Origin of the sequence: Cohnella phaseoli (assembly GCF_003386235.1) — a bacterium.
GTDB classification, from domain to species: domain Bacteria; phylum Bacillota; class Bacilli; order Paenibacillales; family Paenibacillaceae; genus Cohnella; species Cohnella phaseoli.
In genome coordinates, this window is the sequence record NZ_QRDZ01000003.1 from 336,217 (window position 1) to 352,453 (window position 16,237).

At 47.8% G+C, this 16,237-nt stretch carries 19 protein-coding genes; 16 read left to right on the forward strand and 3 right to left on the reverse strand.

All coding sequences use genetic code 11. The features are described 5' to 3' along the window. Positions 1-36 precede the first annotated feature (36 nt). The gene (locus DFP98_RS05760; RefSeq protein WP_116059594.1) at positions 37-522 is read left to right on the forward strand and encodes a YlbF/YmcA family competence regulator; all 486 of its coding nucleotides are present in this window, start codon (positions 37-39) and stop codon (positions 520-522) included. Positions 523-687: 165 nt separating this feature from the next. On the opposite strand, the gene DFP98_RS05765 is transcribed toward DFP98_RS05760, so the two are convergent. Beyond that, entirely contained in the window at positions 688-1,296 is a 609-nt protein-coding gene (locus tag DFP98_RS05765; protein WP_116059595.1) for a hypothetical protein, read from the reverse strand. Positions 1,297-1,442: 146 nt separating this feature from the next. Further along, entirely contained in the window at positions 1,443-2,102 is a 660-nt protein-coding gene (locus DFP98_RS05770) for a biotin transporter BioY (protein ID WP_116059596.1), read from the reverse strand. 98 nt (positions 2,103-2,200) lie between these two features. On the opposite strand from DFP98_RS05770, the gene DFP98_RS05775 reads away from it, so the two are divergent. The 3 genes from DFP98_RS05775 to DFP98_RS05785 all read left to right on the forward strand — a co-directional run bounded on the left by DFP98_RS05775 (position 2,201) and on the right by DFP98_RS05785 (position 6,295). Next, positions 2,201-3,226: an energy-coupling factor ABC transporter ATP-binding protein gene (locus DFP98_RS05775; RefSeq protein WP_181917501.1), complete on the forward strand. Its 1,026-nt coding sequence runs from the start codon at positions 2,201-2,203 to the stop codon at positions 3,224-3,226. After that, on the forward strand, positions 3,219-4,913 hold the full coding sequence (locus tag DFP98_RS05780; RefSeq protein WP_116059598.1) for an ATP-binding cassette domain-containing protein: 1,695 nt from the start codon (positions 3,219-3,221) through the stop codon (positions 4,911-4,913). The genes DFP98_RS05775 and DFP98_RS05780 overlap by 8 nt, the downstream gene beginning before the upstream one ends. Before the next feature lie 167 nt (positions 4,914-5,080). Next, entirely contained in the window at positions 5,081-6,295 is a 1,215-nt protein-coding gene (locus DFP98_RS05785; RefSeq protein ID WP_116059599.1) for a TerD family protein, read from the forward strand. A 19-nt stretch (positions 6,296-6,314) separates the two neighbouring features. On the opposite strand, the gene DFP98_RS05790 is transcribed toward DFP98_RS05785, so the two are convergent. After that, entirely contained in the window at positions 6,315-7,538 is a 1,224-nt protein-coding gene (locus DFP98_RS05790) for an MFS transporter (RefSeq protein WP_116059600.1), read from the reverse strand. 243 nt (positions 7,539-7,781) lie between these two features. Here DFP98_RS05790 and DFP98_RS05795 point away from each other — a divergent pair, with 243 nt between their 5' ends. The 12 genes from DFP98_RS05795 (at position 7,782) to DFP98_RS05860 (ending at position 16,219) form a co-directional block, all read left to right on the forward strand. Beyond that, a complete protein-coding gene (locus tag DFP98_RS05795) occupies positions 7,782-8,291 on the forward strand; it encodes a DUF1572 family protein (RefSeq protein ID WP_116059601.1) in 510 nt (169 codons plus the stop codon). Between the two features lie 47 nt (positions 8,292-8,338). Then, positions 8,339-8,527, forward strand: coding sequence for a zinc-ribbon domain-containing protein (locus DFP98_RS05800; protein WP_116059602.1), 189 nt, complete (start codon positions 8,339-8,341; stop codon positions 8,525-8,527). 541 nt (positions 8,528-9,068) lie between these two features. Continuing rightward, positions 9,069-9,548 (forward strand): GyrI-like domain-containing protein, encoded by a 480-nt coding sequence (locus DFP98_RS05810; RefSeq protein WP_116059604.1) that lies wholly within the window; start codon positions 9,069-9,071, stop codon positions 9,546-9,548. Between the two features lie 45 nt (positions 9,549-9,593). Then, positions 9,594-10,349, forward strand: coding sequence for a DUF3891 family protein (locus DFP98_RS05815; protein ID WP_116059605.1), 756 nt, complete (start codon positions 9,594-9,596; stop codon positions 10,347-10,349). Positions 10,350-10,568: 219 nt separating this feature from the next. Beyond that, positions 10,569-11,147, forward strand: coding sequence for a hypothetical protein (locus tag DFP98_RS05820; RefSeq protein WP_147310133.1), 579 nt, complete (start codon positions 10,569-10,571; stop codon positions 11,145-11,147). A gap of 14 nt (positions 11,148-11,161) precedes the next feature. Further along, positions 11,162-11,539 (forward strand): NUDIX hydrolase, encoded by a 378-nt coding sequence (locus DFP98_RS05825; protein WP_181917502.1) that lies wholly within the window; start codon positions 11,162-11,164, stop codon positions 11,537-11,539. 84 nt (positions 11,540-11,623) lie between these two features. After that, on the forward strand, positions 11,624-11,965 hold the full coding sequence (locus tag DFP98_RS05830) for a DUF4288 domain-containing protein (RefSeq protein WP_181917503.1): 342 nt from the start codon (positions 11,624-11,626) through the stop codon (positions 11,963-11,965). A 547-nt stretch (positions 11,966-12,512) separates the two neighbouring features. Continuing rightward, complete coding sequence (locus DFP98_RS05840; protein ID WP_116059610.1) at positions 12,513-13,154, forward strand: hypothetical protein; 642 nt, start codon at positions 12,513-12,515, stop codon at positions 13,152-13,154. A gap of 38 nt (positions 13,155-13,192) precedes the next feature. Further along, complete coding sequence (locus tag DFP98_RS05845) at positions 13,193-13,795, forward strand: hypothetical protein (protein WP_116059611.1); 603 nt, start codon at positions 13,193-13,195, stop codon at positions 13,793-13,795. Between the two features lies 1 nt (position 13,796). After that, positions 13,797-14,231 carry a hypothetical protein gene (locus DFP98_RS05850; protein WP_116059612.1) on the forward strand — a complete coding sequence of 145 codons (435 nt, stop codon included), beginning with the start codon at positions 13,797-13,799 and terminating at the stop codon, positions 14,229-14,231. Positions 14,232-14,297: 66 nt separating this feature from the next. After that, positions 14,298-14,738 (forward strand): hypothetical protein, encoded by a 441-nt coding sequence (locus tag DFP98_RS05855; RefSeq protein WP_116059613.1) that lies wholly within the window; start codon positions 14,298-14,300, stop codon positions 14,736-14,738. Continuing rightward, entirely contained in the window at positions 14,735-16,219 is a 1,485-nt protein-coding gene (locus DFP98_RS05860) for an amidase family protein (protein WP_116059614.1), read from the forward strand. The genes DFP98_RS05855 and DFP98_RS05860 overlap by 4 nt, the downstream gene beginning before the upstream one ends. Positions 16,220-16,237: the final 18 nt, after the last annotated feature.

Here is a 16,237-nt window from a genome sequence, read left to right on the forward strand (position 1 = left end):
GCGAGAGATGAGACGAAAGCCGGGAGGAAGAAGGATATGTCAGCACATGCACACGGTCACGACCATGACCACGACCACGATCACCACGGAGGGGCTTGCTCCATGCCGTCGTTTGACAATCGGGAGCTGATTCTTCGCGAGGATATTTTGAACAGAGCCCGCGAGTTGGCCAATCTGATTACGACGGCGGAAGAAGTTAACGTCTACCAGCAAGCGGAGAAACGGATTCAATCGCATGAACGGGTTCAGGGACTGATTGTCCAAATCAAGAAAAAGCAAAAGGAACTCGTGGCGTTCCAGAATACGTTCAAAAATCCGGCGATGGTCGAGAAGATCGAAGCGGAAATCAGCGTGCTTCAGGACGAGTTGGACGGCATACCTATCGTGCAGCAGTTCCAGCAGAGTCAGGTGGACGTTAACTATATGCTTCAGTCGATTATCTCGATTATTCGCGATACCGTGTCGGAGAAAATCGACGTGGAAGCGGCGAAACCTGCGGAAGCGCCGGAACAGTGCGATTGATCGCAGGGCGACAGGGTCAGATGGCTTGATTGGCATCTAACGGCGCGATAAAAATAGGTTGATGAAATTGGCGGCATTAGGGAAATCCTTGTGCCGCCATTTGTTTGTTCAGGGGCTTCGACCGATGTTGTTTCGAGCCCCGTTATTTACGACTATACTGGGCGGTCAACGACCGATGCTTGAAGCGGAGGCGATGCTCAGCGTGAAAGTACGCTGATCGAATTGCAGCATGTGGTTCTGGTTCGGAGCGAGCTTCCACCTCTGCAGCCATTGTGAAGACAGACGGAGCCGGTCGTCCGACAGATTGGCCGGAACATGCAGATGAAGCTTGACGAGGTGCTTGCCGCTGCGGACTTTGATGATGGAGCCCTGACGCTCGGGAATGCCGAGCCTGGACAACAGCTCGTATCCGACGGACAAGCTGCCAGCGGCGATCGGTCCGGAAGCGATCAAGGCGACCGTCTCGCTGAGAGGAGCGGGGTTGATCGTTAATGACTGATCGTTCGGATTGTAATCAAGCGTGTATCTGCGCAGAGCGGTAAGCCGAAATCGGCGAGCAAGCGCGTAGTTCATCTCCATGAAGTCGGCGAAGCATTCCCGACCTTCTAGAAATTGCAGTTGAATTTGCTGCTTGATGCCGCCCCGTTTTAACGTCAGCTTCGTATTGCGGGGAATCGACAGCAGATCGGAGGCCTTCTCCGAGCAATTCAAGGTAAGTACGACGGTATGAAGAGGCAGCTTGGCGATAAATAAATCGAGTCGACCGCTTGCCATAAGATAGGGCACTCTCCTTCAGGACAAAAAAACTAAATGAATCCTTCCACTGTATGCGAGGAAAGAGATGCCTGTTTGTATGATCGTCCCGAGAGGAAAAGGAAATGAACTCCCGTCACGCGCGGCGAAGGGAGTTCTTGCTGGAATCAGCGTTTGGTTTTGCCGGAAGGGCGCACAAGCGGCAAGACGGGACGAAGCGCGACAATAACGAGGGTGGCCGCGACGGCTTTAATGGCGTCTCCCGGCAAATAAGGGAACATGCCGGCGCGCAGCGCTCCCCCAAACGTGTCGTACTTCTCGCTGTCTACGACATGCGCGAGCCAAGGGACGCCGGTTATGTACACGATCAACGAACCGAAAACAAACACCGAGACGAGCAGCAGAGCTTGGCGCGAGCGGCTGATTTTGCGCGCGGTGCCGTAAATCCGGTCGGTTGCCCAACCGACCAGGAAGGCCGAGATCGGGAACATCCAGATAAATCCGCCGGTAGGACCGGTGATCTGAGCGATCCCGCCGGAGCCGTTCATTAGCGGCAAGCCGATGGCGGTTAAGGCGACGACAAGGAAAATGCTCCAAAATCCGTAAGCGGCGCCGAGCAAGCCTCCGGCTAGCATGATGGCGAATTGCTGCAGAGAAATCGGAACCGGCGTGAAGCCAAGATTGATCTTGACGAAGCTGCCGGCGATGAATAGCGCGCCGAATAAGGCGATGTAGACGATTCCGCGGATCCAGGAATTTGAACGGCGAGTAACAGCTGCGCCTGCAGCTTCGGATGAAGCGGGTGATGATGTTGATGAATTCGACATTGTCAAAAAGCCTCCTAAATGTTAACCTTGATTTGCAGTTGTGGTTAACAATTGAGATTGTAGCACGGGATGTCCAGGTTGAAAAGAGGGATTTTTACGTGAGCGAGAACCGTCCGGTGTGGAATGCGGCAATTGGGAATACAGTAGAGAAGGATTCGAGGCCTGGCCGGATCGATTATGGACAGGGGATTGAGCCTCTTGAAATAGACCGCGTTACGATTTATGGAGAAGACGAGACCGATGAGCAGGGTGTACGATTGCGGGCGGCGTCGTTGACGCTTAAGGCCGGGGAATGGCTGACCGTTGTCGGCGTAAACGGGAGCGGTAAATCGACGCTGGCTCGACTGCTGGCGGGGCTGTTGCCCGAACGAATGAGCGGCGTTATCCGGCGCGGGTTCGCAGGCGAGGGAGTCAGCCCAATCGTGCTGCAGCAGCCGAAGGCTCAGCTGTTCGGTGAAACGCCGCGCGAAGAGATTGTATTCGCATTGGAATGGCGAAACGTTCCGGCGGAACGGATGGTTGAGGCCGCGGAGCAGGCATTGCGTAGCGCAGGTTTGACGGCTCTGGCGGATGAATCGTGGGAGCGGCTATCCGGGGGGCAGCGCCAGATGGCTGCGTTCGCGGCGGCAACGGCTTTCTCTTCGCCGCTTCTTGTTATGGACGAAGCCACATCGATGCTGGATGAGGACAATCGGGATGCAGTCATGCGCAGGGCCAGAGAGCTTCATTCGTGCGGAACCGCCGTTGTCTGGGTGACTCAGAGGCTGGACGAGCTCAGTCCGGACGATCGCGTCGTCGCGGTTCAAGAAGGCCGTATCGTGTACGATGGCGACGGACGCGAGTTTCTGTATGGTTCGGCGAGGGCAGAAGCTGAGAGAGGCTGGCTAGGGACAGAAGAAGCCGAGAACGGCGAGAGGATGGAGGGGGGCGGGGCCAGTGAGAGTGATATGGGGCATGCCGACAGCGCCTTATGGCCATTATCCCCGTGCCTCAGGGCTGGACTTAGATTGCCTTATTTGATGGAACTGGCGCTAGAGCTGAGAAAGCTGGGCAAGCTGCGCGATCCGCTGCCGATGACGGAGCGGGAATGGGAACAAGTGTGGGGGAACGCGGGTCATGGCTAAGGTTATAAAGCCGCACGGAATTCCGCTTCGGCTGGAGGGGATTCGCTGGCGGCGCGGCGAGGAAGGGGCCGGAGAGGGCCGTCTGGAAGAGTTGACTTTAACTCCGGGCAAAATCGTTCTGCTGATGGGAGCGAATGGCGCGGGTAAATCGACGCTGCTTGAGAAAATCGCCGGCTTGCGCCCCCCGGAAGGCTTGCAGGCAACCTACGGGCAGGAAGCGCTTTGGATGAGACGCCGCGGGATAGGCAGAGGTCGGCTGCGCCTGAACGAGCGGGCGCTGCTCTGCTACAGCTATGCGAGCCAGTCGCCGGAAGAGGGGCTGTTCGCACGCAGCATTAGCGACGAACTCGATTATTCGCTGCGACCGTATCGGCTGCCGCCGGAGGTGCAAGCGGAGCGTCGAGGAGATGCGCTTGGTGCGGTAGGTTGGGAGAGCGAGCAATGGTTGGCTCGAGATCCGTATTTACTGAGCGGCGGAGAGCGGCGCCGAACGGCGCTGGCCGCGGTGTTCGCCGCTCCCGCGCCGTGGCTGCTGCTAGATGAGCCGACGGCGGGGCTGGACGGCGCGGGACATCTGGTTATTGCGCGCAAGCTGAAGGAGCTCCGTTCCGAGGGAAGCGGAGTCGTGCTTGTCTCGCACGATTCCGACTGGGCGCTGCCGCTCGCCGACGAGGTGCTGCTCCTTGATTGTGCAGGGATGCTGCGGCTATGTTCCCGGGAGCAGTTGATCCAGCATCCCGAGTGGTTGGCGGAAGCGGGAATGCGCGTGCCGGCATGGCTGCGTACGGTCCATCGGCTGTGGCTCAGCGGGGCGCGGCTGGACCGTCTGGGAGACCCGCTAGCGGCAGCAATGGCGTGGCCTTCCGAGAACGAACGCGGTGAAGCGGCCGAGAGCGCTGCTGCTGTGGAGGTTCAGTCTCCTGTAGCCGACTCGCCAAGTCGTGAGCGCGGAATTCGGCATCGCCTGGCGGGATTCGATCCCCGCTCGATCTGGCTGGCGTACGTGCTGATCAGCGTCGGGCTTTTTACATTGCGAGATTGGAGCGGAATCGCGATTGGGGCAGCAGCGGTTGCCGCCTTGCTGCTCGCCGGCCGCGTGTCGTTGCGTCGCTGGCGAGGAGTAATTGCCAACTACGCGATTTTCTCGATCCTCACTTCGGCAATTTTTGCTTCGGGTGCGGGAGGAGATTGGGCGCTGCGTGGGGAAGCTTTTGCCGATACGTCGTTTGCTTTTACACGTACCCTGTTGATATTGCTGTTAGGCTTGGCCATCCCGCTGGTGATGTCGCCCTTGTCGTTAAGACGGTCGCTGGAGCGAATGACTTCGTTTCGAAACGCGAGCCCGCTGTGGGCGCAGAGAGGGATTTTGGCGGTGACGCTTATGATGCGTTTCGTGCCGGTGCTGTTGGAGCTATGGGAACGCTTCGCCAAAATAATCCGAGCCCGCGGCAAAAAAATGGCGCGAAATCCCGTCGCTTTTGTCCGAAGACTGCGAGATATTGCTCTCCCTTTTTTACTGGCATTGTTTCGCCTTGGGGACGAGGTGACGCTTGCGCTGGAAAGCAGGGGCGTAGGAGACGGGAAGGCTGTTGTTCATACGCAGCAAATGAAATGGCGGCTCCGGGATTATGGGTTGGCGGCTGGAGGCGCTCTGCTCGCTTGTGGACTGTGGCTGTTAGGGCGTTAACGTTTAAGAGACGAAAGAGGCTGTTTCATTGGCAAAGGCAACTTGGCTTTTGCAGATGAGACGGTCTCTTTCGTTGTCGGAATTGCTCGTAAAATACGAAATGGGAGTACGATGTATGATATAATCTGGTAATAGAGTGATGATTATCCGGGAGGAGAGAAAGAGAATTGATCCTAGCCAAAGGTCAAAAAGCGGATCTCACCAAGGGAAGAAGCGTTAGCGCGATTTCATTTGGACTGAGCTGGCGTTCCGCAGATTCGGAGATTGATATTAACGCCTCGGCATTTCTGTTAAATGCAGGCGGAGTGTGCGTCCGCGACGAGGATTTTATTTTCTACGGGCAACAAGAGAGCCGGAATGGGGCTATCGTTCACGCCCAGCAGTCGGGAGACATTCGCGAGGTAATCCGGATCGACATCTCGCGGATTCCGGCAGATATTGAGCGGATTGCGATCACGCTGACGATTCATGACGGCGAAATAATCGGAAAATCCTTCGGTCTGGTGTCCGAAGCGGCGTGCACGATTACCGATTGCGGCAGCGGCGAGCAGTTGGGCGATTTTCGATTTGGCGAGGACCTTAGTCTGGAAACCGCGATTGTCGTGGGAGAGTTTTACTTACATAAAGGCGATTGGAAGTTCAATGCGGTGGGCAGCGGGTTTAACGGCGGGTTGCCAAAGCTGGTGACCAATTTCGGACTGGAGGTCGAAGAGGAGGTTGCGGCTGCAGCGGAACCCGTGACAAAACCGGCGGCTCCGATCGAGAAATCGCCTCCGGAACCTGTTCACAAACCTGCACCTGCGGCAGAGAGCTCTTCTCCTGTACAGCTTAGTAAGGTGAGCTTGGAGAAACAGGGCAGCGTAAACATTCGGAAATCGGGCAAGGTTACGGCAAGGTTGGAGTGGGAATCCGCCAAAGATTTGGATCTCTATTGTTTCTATGTGACGGCAAACAATGAGGTAGGAAAGATTTATTATCGCAACATGGGATCGCCGCAAAAATCTCCGTACATTCAGCTCGATGGAGATTCTAAAGGAAAAGGCCAAGAAACGATTACGATCCATAAGCCGGAAGAGCTGAAATATGTGTTGTTCGCCGCGTATAGCGCAATTAGCAATGGAATCGGCAGCTTCTATTCCATGAAAGCGAGGGCTGTCGTCGATAACCATCAAGGGCAGCAAGTCGTGTCTTCCCTGTACGAGAAAAACAACTACTCTTATTGGGTCGCTATCGCGCATATCGATTTTACGTCCCCGTCGGAGATGAAAGTCAGCCACGTAGAGCAATATTCCAAACGGTTCACGGAAAAAAGCCCGCTGCTCTATGAGGATGGGTCATTTAAGATGAACGTGGGCAAGGCCGAGTTCAAGAGCTGGAGATAGAGAGCGTAACGGCTTGAAGCTAGTCTTCAAGCCGTTTGTTCAGCAATACGATGAGAGCCGCTGCTACGCCAAGGGCCGAACCGAAAAGAAAGCCTGCTTGCAGGCCGCCAATGGCGTTAAGTCCGCCTGCGATATAAGGGCCGAGGAACATGCCAAGCGAGTAAACGGACTGATACAGTCCCATAGCGGTCGCTCGTTCGGAGGTTTGAAAGCTCCGGATGGCCAAGCTGAGCAGGAGCGGGAAATACATCGCCTGGGCGAATCCGTTAAGCACCTGCGTCAGAGCCAGAACGGCGAGGCTCTGAGTGAACGGGATAACGGCAGTAAAGCAGGCAGCGAGCAGGAAGCCGATGACAATGGTAGCGCGCGTACCGAAGCGGGGAGCGAGATAGCGTCCGCTCCAGAGCGAGACAAGAGCGTGCGGAACCATAAACGCAATGACGATGCCGGTAAGCTGCGCTTCGCTGGCGCCCAGTTCGACCGCTTGCAGCGGTGTAAAGCCGAACATCGTAATGAAGAGAATGCCGTGCGCGAGCACGGAAAGGGTCGAAACGAGCCATAGCGACCGTGAACGCAGCACCTTGGCGACGATGGTTTTATCGATTGTCGCGGCGGCGGATTTGGCCGGTTTTGACGACTGCGCTTGCGGTTCGTAGACGAAGAGTGCGACCAGCGTACCGACCGCGGCAACGCCAACTCCGGAAAGAAAAGCGGTATCCCAGCCGCCAGAGTAGGCGAGCCATCCGCTAAGGCTCATCCCGGTGAGCTGTCCGAATACGGTCAGGAAGCTAAGCGTACCCATCGCCTGATGGGTCTGGTTGGACGGATAATAGGAAGCATACAGCACGGTGAAAGGAACCCAAGCCGCTGCACATACGCCCGCCATTAACCGTCCGGCTAAAGGTCCGCCCCATGTCCCCGGCAGCAGAAAAAAGAGGCAGCTAACGAGCCCCGCCAGCATTCCGATAATCAGAAACGGCTTGCGGCGAGTCATCGCGTCCGAGTAGATGCCGAGAGGAAACCGGATAATGATCTGCGTAATGCCGTAGCTGCCAAGAATAAAGCCGATCCAGCCCAACGATAATCCCCGTTCATGGAGATAAGGACTTAGGATCGGCACGTATATATACAGAGTCGTCCAATACAGAATCGTCGCGACCGCGAAGATAAGGTGCTTGCTTCGGACGGACGGTTCGTCTTGTCGCTGCTGTAACTGTTGCGTCAATTCGGATCTCGGGTGCATCGTTGCGGAAGTCCTCCTGAAGGGGTTATTTTTACGAAGTGCGTGTTATTTGGACCCTTTCTTAATGTAACGGATTCTTAGTGGGATGGGAAGAGTGTAACGCATAGGAAGGTAACGCATCGAGAGAATGGGGCAATCAATAGGATAGGCCTTTTTTTTATTTTCACCTATGTTTAGGGTTATTTGGTAAAATAAGATGACGGCAATTAACGGAAGTTATTTATCATTTTTAGGAGTGTGCCTATGGAAATAGCGTCCGAAGTAATCGAGAGTATGCTGGTTAAATTTAAGTCGGAAAGGAAATGGACTCTTCAAGCGATTGAGCAGCTGACGGATGAGGATATAATGTGGTCTTCGAACGCGGATAGCAATAGCATAGCGAATTTGGTTGCTCATATTCACGGGTGCGTTCATTCAAGAATTGAAACTATTTTTCGGGATATCCCGGACACCAGGAACAGGGATCGGGAATTTGAACGCGGGCTGAAAATGTCCAACGAGCAGGCTTACGGCATGACCAAGGAAGCATTCGATATCATAATTCAATATCTTGAACATCTGAGAGCGAAGCCTGATTTGTTGTTATCTCAGCCTTTTATCGAGCGGCCGCCCCTAACACATAGTCAAGTAAATAATGAGACGACGGTTCTGAATCTGATGATAGCGATGGTTAGAGAGGTTCATTACCATACCGGACAAATTATATATGCAGCGAAAATAAGAAAAGGGCAGCTGACGTGGAGATACGATTAAAATCAATGTACTGGGTTATTCCCATCTAAAGAAAAGAAGGAGATTATATGGCTACATTAATCAGTTGTCGTGTCTGTGAGAAACCTGTTTCTTCAAATGCCAAGTTTTGCCCGCATTGTGGGGAGAAATCGCCAGAACCTTATAAAGATACTCTGCGGTACGGGCTATTAGGTTTTGCGGTTATTGTTGTAGTTATATTGGTGTTTGTTTTTGTGATTAATTATCTGTTTTATTGATTGGAGCTAATGCTGGAAAACAAAGATAACAGGTTGATAAGTAAAAAGCTTACAATGTGAGTGTTCACAATTCAGTTAATATAATGTTAGAAGAAACCGGCGAGGAGCTTTATTATATATGTGTTTATGAGGCGGGGTGGTTTTCTTATTTTTGTGGTCGTTGGGATACTATTGGCAGCTTTGTTGCTCACTTCTATCTGGAGTTTGATTGAGGGCATAAAGAACAGGTCCCGATTTATCTTTGGAGAAAGAATTAAGTACTATTTTATTGTTTTTTTGATTTCTGCAGTAGTCGCAGTTGTGGCAAGCTGGTCATCGCCTGATAAGGAAATAGGATTATTAACCACTGTCGTAATTACAATAACCTTGATTTTTGGAAATCTTATATATTATACAAGAATTGAAAAAGTGAAAAATATTTTGGAATTGAAATTTAGATTTTTGAAATACTTATTATTTTCGATAATCATCTTGTTCCTTAACTTAATGATCTTTGGATAGATGAATACTAGGATATAGAAGAGATCAAGGAGGCAAGAAGATGCCTGTTCAAATTGAATATAGAGATTCGTTTTCGGTTATTGGGAAGCTGGGTGAAGGTCTTGCTGCTGAAGGTGGTAAGTGGATTCCTGTTCTTTGGGAGAAGGCCAATCATAACTTTGATGAGATTCGTGATTTAGCGAAGAAGGACAATGAGGGAAATCTAGTTGGACTATGGGGAGCGATGAGCGATATTTCGGAAAGTTTTGAGCGATGGACGGATCAAGGGAAATATTTGGCTGGCTGTGAAGTTATAGATAACTGCAACGCTCCAGCGGGATGGGCGAGATGGGTAATTCCTGCTTACAAGTATGCAATCATTCAATGCAATCTGGACACATATGACGAGAAATTTAGATACATGATTACGGAGTATCTCCCAAGCAATAATTATTCAATCGTCGGAGCGGTTCATGAATTTTATAAGCCGGGTGAAACTGACGAGGGGTTGTGGTTGTATTTTCCAATAGAAAGAGCTTAATGTACTGATGATTTAAATACCGAATGCGAGAAAGCGGTGAAGCCTATGATTATTCGCAAACATGAAGAAGGATTTATTCTTATCCATCAGCATGAGCACGCAAAATTATCAGGTGACATATGCAGCAATATGAATAAGGAGCTATTTCTTAATGCGAATATTCCAGATGTAGTAACTGCCGTTTATGAACACGATAGAAGCTGGATTCGGTTGGACCCGCAATATCAAGTGAATCCGGACACTCATAGCCCTTATTCTTTTCAAGATTATCCGCTAGAAGAAAAAATCATTGCCTACACACAAGGGCTGGATGAGACGGAAGAGATCAATAAATACGCGGGGTTGTTGTGTAGCCTGCATTATGTATCGTTTTTCGACAATTGGAGTCCACCTGAAAGTAAGTCTTTTATAGAGAAGGAAAAACAAAAGCAGGTTAAGATTCTCGCGGAACTCGGCCATGTGGATCGAAAAGTGATCGAGGCTCATCTAAATATTCTTCAATTCTGCGACAGATTGTCGCTTTACGTTTGTCTCAATGATCCAGGGGTGCCGAAAAACAAGGAACATGAATGGTATAGGGAAGGAATTAGCCATTCGGAAAGCATAAATCCCTCCGGCAACATGCCGATCCGAACGAGCTGGATGAGCGACTACGAAGTGCAAGTTGCGGGATTCCCGTTTACGGATGAGTTTGAGACTTGGATAAGGTATAGCAGAGTTTCAAAGGAACATGTCGATTCTGGTGTGATTCATGCGGAAAAGATTAAATGGGAAGATCAAAGGGTAATTTTTAGGCGTTAGACGCCAGTTTTTTCCCATTGTCTGTACTGGATTTAATTAAGTCCGAATAAGAATATGAGCTTTTAAGCCGCGAATAATCGCGGCTTTTTTCGCTATTTAATGACAAAATGCTCAGGAAGAGAAAGGAAAATAATGACGGACATGGAATTAGAAAAGTAGGCATTTGATGAGGATTAAGCTGATGGATCAAGGTTTTGAACGGAATGGGATTATGAATACATGATCAAGCGGAAAGAAGGGGCAAGTATGAGCGAATTTAGTGAGAGCTATCATCTTTTTTCAACAGAACAGAACGATGGTGTTGAGTTGTTGAAGCGGGCCTGGCTTCGGGGGTATGTTTATCCGGCAAGCAACCATTGGGTGACTATTGCTCCGAAAGGAAAAATTTTCAAACCAAATAAACGGCTGATCAATAGTAATAAAGGCACATTAGTCCACCTAATTAATGCCGAAGATCATGGATGGTCAATTAGTGTCTACGATGGGAATAAAAGAGCTTTTCATTTTGAATGCGCCTGGGAAGAAGAGGTTGAAATAAACCAAGACGAATATAATAGAGAACGTATGGTTGAACTCATCAATCAAAATCCTAATAAATTGTCGGTGGTAACACCGTTGGATATTACAAAGGTTTTTTATTTCTCGGATTTTGAGGAATTTTTTGAAAGGGATCCCGTGAATCAAATCGCAGGCTTATTAAGGTTAGACAACTATAAGTGGGTATCTTATGAGTATGTTCAAGCAGAATATAAAGAAAATTCAAGTGAAGTGATAAACAAAGGGATAAAAATGGTTTGAGGAGGAGTAAAGTGTTGACCCCACCAAAGCATATTGTTTCAGCGGCTGCGATAGTAATAAATGAAAACAACGAAATATTACTTATCAAGGGGCCTAGAAGAGGCTGGGAAATGCCTGGCGGACAAGTAGAAGAAGGGGAATCATTAAGCGATGCAGCAATAAGAGAGACGAAAGAGGAAGCGGGAATTGACATTGAAATCATCAGATTCTGCGGTATTTTTCAAAATGTCGGAAATTCAATTTGTAACACACTCTTCTTGGGGAAGCCAATCGGCGGGGAGCTAATTCAGACACCGGAAAGCTTGGAGTCTGGATTTTTCCCGATTCAAGAGGCTTTAGAAAAAGTGGAGTGGAAAGATTTCAGGCAAAGAATATTTGAACAAGTCAGATGACAAAGCCCTAAAGCTCAAGCATCAAAAAATGGAGGGAACTACTATCTTGAATGTAATATTAGTTATTTAGGAGGTTGGGTTTCCTTGAGTAAATGGTATTCGATACAATTGTTATTTAAAGCGGTAATCCATGAAGAATTAGTCAAACATGATTCAGAAACATATGAGGAACAGATATTCGTAATAATGGCCAATTCTAAAGATGAGGCTCATATAATTGCTGAAAATAAAGGTAAGGAAGAAGAGGTTAGCTATAAGAATCTATATAATGAAGAACTTACTTGGAAGTTTATTAAAGTAATTGATATTTTCGAAATTCTAGAGGAAGAACTAAAATCGGGAGTTGAAGTGTTTTCTAGATACTTGTTAGTACCGAAACCCTCAAGTACACCTGAAGTTCTAAAGCATTATTATCAAGAAGAATGATTAAATAATTAAAAAGGAGCAATTCATATCGAAACTATTATACAAGTAGTGATTGGTATAATCGTTCTTGTATATATTCTTAATCTAGCATCACTTGCAAAAATGGAATTAAAGACAGGTTACAAACTGCTGATTGCATTTGCGGAAGTGTTGATGATGCTAATAATTGCGGCGTCTTTCTTGACACTTATGTATATATTTCATTCAGAATCGCGTAGTTTGAGTGTAGTAGTAGGTCAAAGTTTTGCTCTCATTTTAAGTTTTATAGTAAATGGAATTATTATGATGACTTATAATATGATTTTTTTGAGTCCCAGAAGAAAAAGCAAAGAAGTAGTTTTTATGTCAGTTTTAGCGGTAACGATTCTTATTCATTTAATATTTTCATTTTCATTTGGATGGAAGACCGATCATAATGACGAGAAATATATAAGTTTCGTACAAGAACATGATCGGAAGCACAATTAATGTATTATAGGGAAATCACAGAACAAGAGCTGGAGCTACTTAATTTCGAAGATGAGTTCTCCCAAGAATGGGGTGTACGATGAAGAAAGAATCTCTTTTTATTTTCGCCATCTTTTTTGCTCTAATTGTTTTAACTAATACTCATCTACATTACTCTCTTGGAGATCTAATTTTTGAGTCAATTGGAATAGCGCCGTGGACTAGGGGAAATCAAAACGGATTTCATTTGCCTGTTATTCTGGGACTAATTATTCTTATTTCAGGAATCATTGGAAGCGTTAAATATTACAGCCCGAGATACCCTAAAATTCGAAGCCGAATTTATATTTGCTGTATCGCGTTTGTAATTCTTTACCCATTGGCGACTGAGAAGGCTATGTTTCTATTTAGGCATAATGCAGAAGGGATAAAGTCAATCGATTTATTGAAAAAGGATAGTCGGTGCAGCATGCAAACTACAGGCGATCAAATTATGGCTAATTGCTCTATTACGATATTTAATTATGGAAGTGCAGATCAATTAACCGTTAGACCCCTATTATTAGATTCGTCTGCGAACATCCAGTTTGAGAAGATGACCGTTTCAATAACCCCGCATGCTAAAGTCGGTTTTGGAGCCGTATTTTATGGAACTCAAAGAAATGAAACTGGTTATCAGGAAGCAGTAAATAGGTTTAAACTTGAATTGGAAGTGAATGGAACTAGCAAAATATTCGAATAGTTCAGCAGACTATATTGGCCTAAGTAAAGGAGAAGATCATGGGATCAAGAGTCATGCATTATTGCATAACATCATTGCTCGCTAAGGAGCTACAAATTGAAGATGATCAGTTTCTACTGGGTGGGATAGCACCGGATGTTCATAAAAATATGAATGCACCTAAAAGTATTTCTCATTTTATAAGAGCAGATCGCGATGGAAAGTTTTTTGCTGATTACATTGGTTTCAGTGAAAAATATCTGAATCATATGAAAGATCCATTTTACTTAGGTTATTTTTACCATTTAATATCTGATGTTGTTTGGGTAGAAGAGATCTATAACAAGAAAATAAAGTGGCTGCCACAACCAGATAAAAAGGAAGCACAATTAATGTATTATAGGGATTTCTGGAGATTGAATGGCAAACTCATTGATTATTACTCATTAGAAATTAAACCGTTGGCAGTTAAGTTAGTTGAGATTGAAGAAATCGATTATAGGTACCTCCCAGAATTGATGAAGAATTTGGAAGTCGATTTTGCAATGAAAGACGAAGCTAAGGAACAAGAGTTGGAGATTCTTAACTTCTCTGAAGTGATTGCCGTTCTTGAAAAAACTGTGAGGGAGTGTGTGGCAACTTCAGAAGTGATGGGGAGATAAAATGACAAGGAAAACTAAAATTAAAATAGAGCCTTATCTCGACATAAGTGAATATAGGAATGGATTCCAAGTCGTGTCGGCTTCAATAGGCTTTGATGACAACATATACATTTTACTTATAGATGAAATTCCTGAAAGAATAAATGGGACTTCCGTTCAAAGCAACACAAAAAATGCTCACACCTATAAAGTGCTAACCGCAGGGGAAGACTTTGTCAGCGAATTATTACTATATAATCAGAGATTTAATTATCATTTTGTTCAGCCATTTCAAAACGACAAGTTGCTTTTAGCTGGGGCGAGAACAAGATTCTTCAATCAAGATAAGTATGAGCTTAATGGGAAGTTATTTGATCTAGATGGGGTGTTGTTAAAAGAAATCCTGTTGGGAGACGGTATTCAGAATCTTCAAGTTTCAAAGAACGGCACGTTATGAACGGGGTATTTTGATGAAGGCGTATTCGGCAACTATGGTTGGGATTCTCCGATCGGTGCTGCAGGTTTGATTGCTTGGAATATCAACGGTGAACAAATTTTTAGGAATTCAAAAGCGGATATCTGCGACTGTTATGCATTAAACGTAATCTCAGATGATGATATCTGGTTCTATTACTATACGGATTTTAATCTTTGTAATATTAAAGATTCTCAAATCCAATTTTTTAATCCTAGAATATCTGGTTCGTCTGGTTTTGTTAAATATGATAGTTATTTTTTATTTGATAAAGGATACGGTAAGCACGATTATTATTCGTTACTTAAAGCAGGATCATTTAAGGAACAATATTCTATAGAGTTTATTAACAAGGACGGGGATAAGATTGAGTCTAGTATTCGGGATTTTAGAGGCGACAAGCTGCTGCTAATCGATCATGCTCATGTTTATGTAGTTGGGCTAAAAGATATTATGAATACATTGAAAAGGGAGAATCTCTCTAAATGAGTAGAATAACAGATGATAGTTTAATAGAGGCAGACATCATTTCGCTGCAGTTAGCGATGGAATCGGGAGAATTAACATCCGAAGCTTGCGTTCGTTGGTATTTGGAGCGGATCGAACGGCTAAATCCGAAGCTGAAAGCGGTCCTGGAAGTCAATCCGGACGCGATCACGATCGCAGTGGCGCTTGACGCAGAGCGGCAGGAACGCGGAGTTCGCGGTCCGCTGCACGGCATTCCGATCTTGCTCAAGGACAATATCGATACAGGGGATCGCATGCATACGAGTGCCGGTTCGATCGCTCTTGCTGAACATTTCGCTCTGACGGATTCGGCAGTTGCTGCGCAACTAAGGGCGGCCGGCGCTGTGCTTCTCGGCAAGGCAAATATGACGGAATGGGCTAATTTCATGTCAGGTACGATGTGGGCGGGGTATTGCTCCAGAGGAGGTCTGACGCTTAACCCTTACGGTCCCGGAGAGTTGTTCGTGGGCGGCTCAAGTTCAGGCTCCGGCGTGGCGGTTGCAGCGAATCTGTGTACCGCAGCCATCGGCACAGAAACTTCGGGTTCGATCATCAGCCCAGCCTCGCAAAATAGTCTGGTCGGCCTGAAGCCGACGATTGGACTCATCAGTCGTACAGGCATCATTCCGATTACGCAAAGCCAAGATTCGGCTGGCCCGATGACGCGTACGGTTAAAGACGCCGCAATTTTGCTCGGAGCCATGACTGCTGTAGATCCGGAAGATACGGCCATGCAGGGGAATGGGCGAATAGCCTATACGGACTATACGCCCTTCTTAGACCCGGAAGGTTTGAAAGGCGCGAGGATTGGCATTCCGCGGCATTATTATAGTGGATTGGACGAAGCCCGTGCGGAGATTCTCGAGCGGGCAATCACTCTCTGCGAGGAACGCGGAGCGATCATTGTCGATCCGGTATCTTTGCCTTGCGAGAGTGCAGAGTGGGACTGGGACGTGATGCAGTACGAATTCAAAAAGGGTCTGAACGATTATCTTGCCAAAGCAGGGCCCGGCGCTTCGGTCCGGACGTTAGATGAACTCATTGCCTATAACGAAGCGAATCGTGACGTCGCGCTGAAATACGGGCAAGACACGCTGATCTGGTCGAATGAAACAAGCGGCACATTAACTGAACCGGCTTACGTCGAGAGTTTGCGTCTTAACCGTGAAATGTCCCGGGAGCAAGGCATTGATCACGCAATTGGTGAATTTCGCCTTGACGCGTTGCTGTTCCTGGGCAATGAGGATGGGCTCGATCTATCCGCGCGAGCTGGGTATCCTGTCATTACCGTACCAGGCGGGTATGCGGAGACAGGCATCATCGCAGAAGGCGGCTATACGACGAAAGGGCCGCAGGGGATCACCTTCGTCGGAACCGCCTACAGCGAGCCAACTCTTTTCCGACTCGCCTACGCCTATGAACAAGCGAGTAAGCACCGTTTTGCTCCTCTCGATCCGGTCTGAAAATTTACGCTATAGGAG

Bases quoted from the DNA above. Each gene is read 5' to 3' on its own strand.
- DFP98_RS05780 (WP_116059598.1), top strand. From the start codon at position 3,219: ATGGCTAAGGTTATAAAGCCGCACGGAATTCCGCTTCGGCTGGAGGGG.
- DFP98_RS05765 (WP_116059595.1), bottom strand. From the start codon at position 1,296: ATGGCAAGCGGTCGACTCGATTTATTTATCGCCAAGCTGCCTCTTCAT.
- DFP98_RS05800 (WP_116059602.1), top strand. From the start codon at position 8,339: ATGGCTACATTAATCAGTTGTCGTGTCTGTGAGAAACCTGTTTCTTCA.
- DFP98_RS05810 (WP_116059604.1), top strand. From the start codon at position 9,069: ATGCCTGTTCAAATTGAATATAGAGATTCGTTTTCGGTTATTGGGAAG.
- DFP98_RS05815 (WP_116059605.1), top strand. From the start codon at position 9,594: ATGATTATTCGCAAACATGAAGAAGGATTTATTCTTATCCATCAGCAT.
- DFP98_RS05820 (WP_147310133.1), top strand. From the start codon at position 10,569: ATGATCAAGCGGAAAGAAGGGGCAAGTATGAGCGAATTTAGTGAGAGC.
- DFP98_RS05850 (WP_116059612.1), top strand. From the start codon at position 13,797: ATGACAAGGAAAACTAAAATTAAAATAGAGCCTTATCTCGACATAAGT.
- DFP98_RS05770 (WP_116059596.1), bottom strand. From the start codon at position 2,102: ATGTCGAATTCATCAACATCATCACCCGCTTCATCCGAAGCTGCAGGC.
- DFP98_RS05760 (WP_116059594.1), top strand. From the start codon at position 37: ATGTCAGCACATGCACACGGTCACGACCATGACCACGACCACGATCAC.
- DFP98_RS05860 (WP_116059614.1), top strand. From the start codon at position 14,735: ATGAGTAGAATAACAGATGATAGTTTAATAGAGGCAGACATCATTTCG.
- DFP98_RS05845 (WP_116059611.1), top strand. From the start codon at position 13,193: ATGGGATCAAGAGTCATGCATTATTGCATAACATCATTGCTCGCTAAG.
- DFP98_RS05840 (WP_116059610.1), top strand. From the start codon at position 12,513: ATGAAGAAAGAATCTCTTTTTATTTTCGCCATCTTTTTTGCTCTAATT.
- DFP98_RS05790 (WP_116059600.1), bottom strand. From the start codon at position 7,538: ATGCACCCGAGATCCGAATTGACGCAACAGTTACAGCAGCGACAAGAC.
- DFP98_RS05795 (WP_116059601.1), top strand. From the start codon at position 7,782: ATGGAAATAGCGTCCGAAGTAATCGAGAGTATGCTGGTTAAATTTAAG.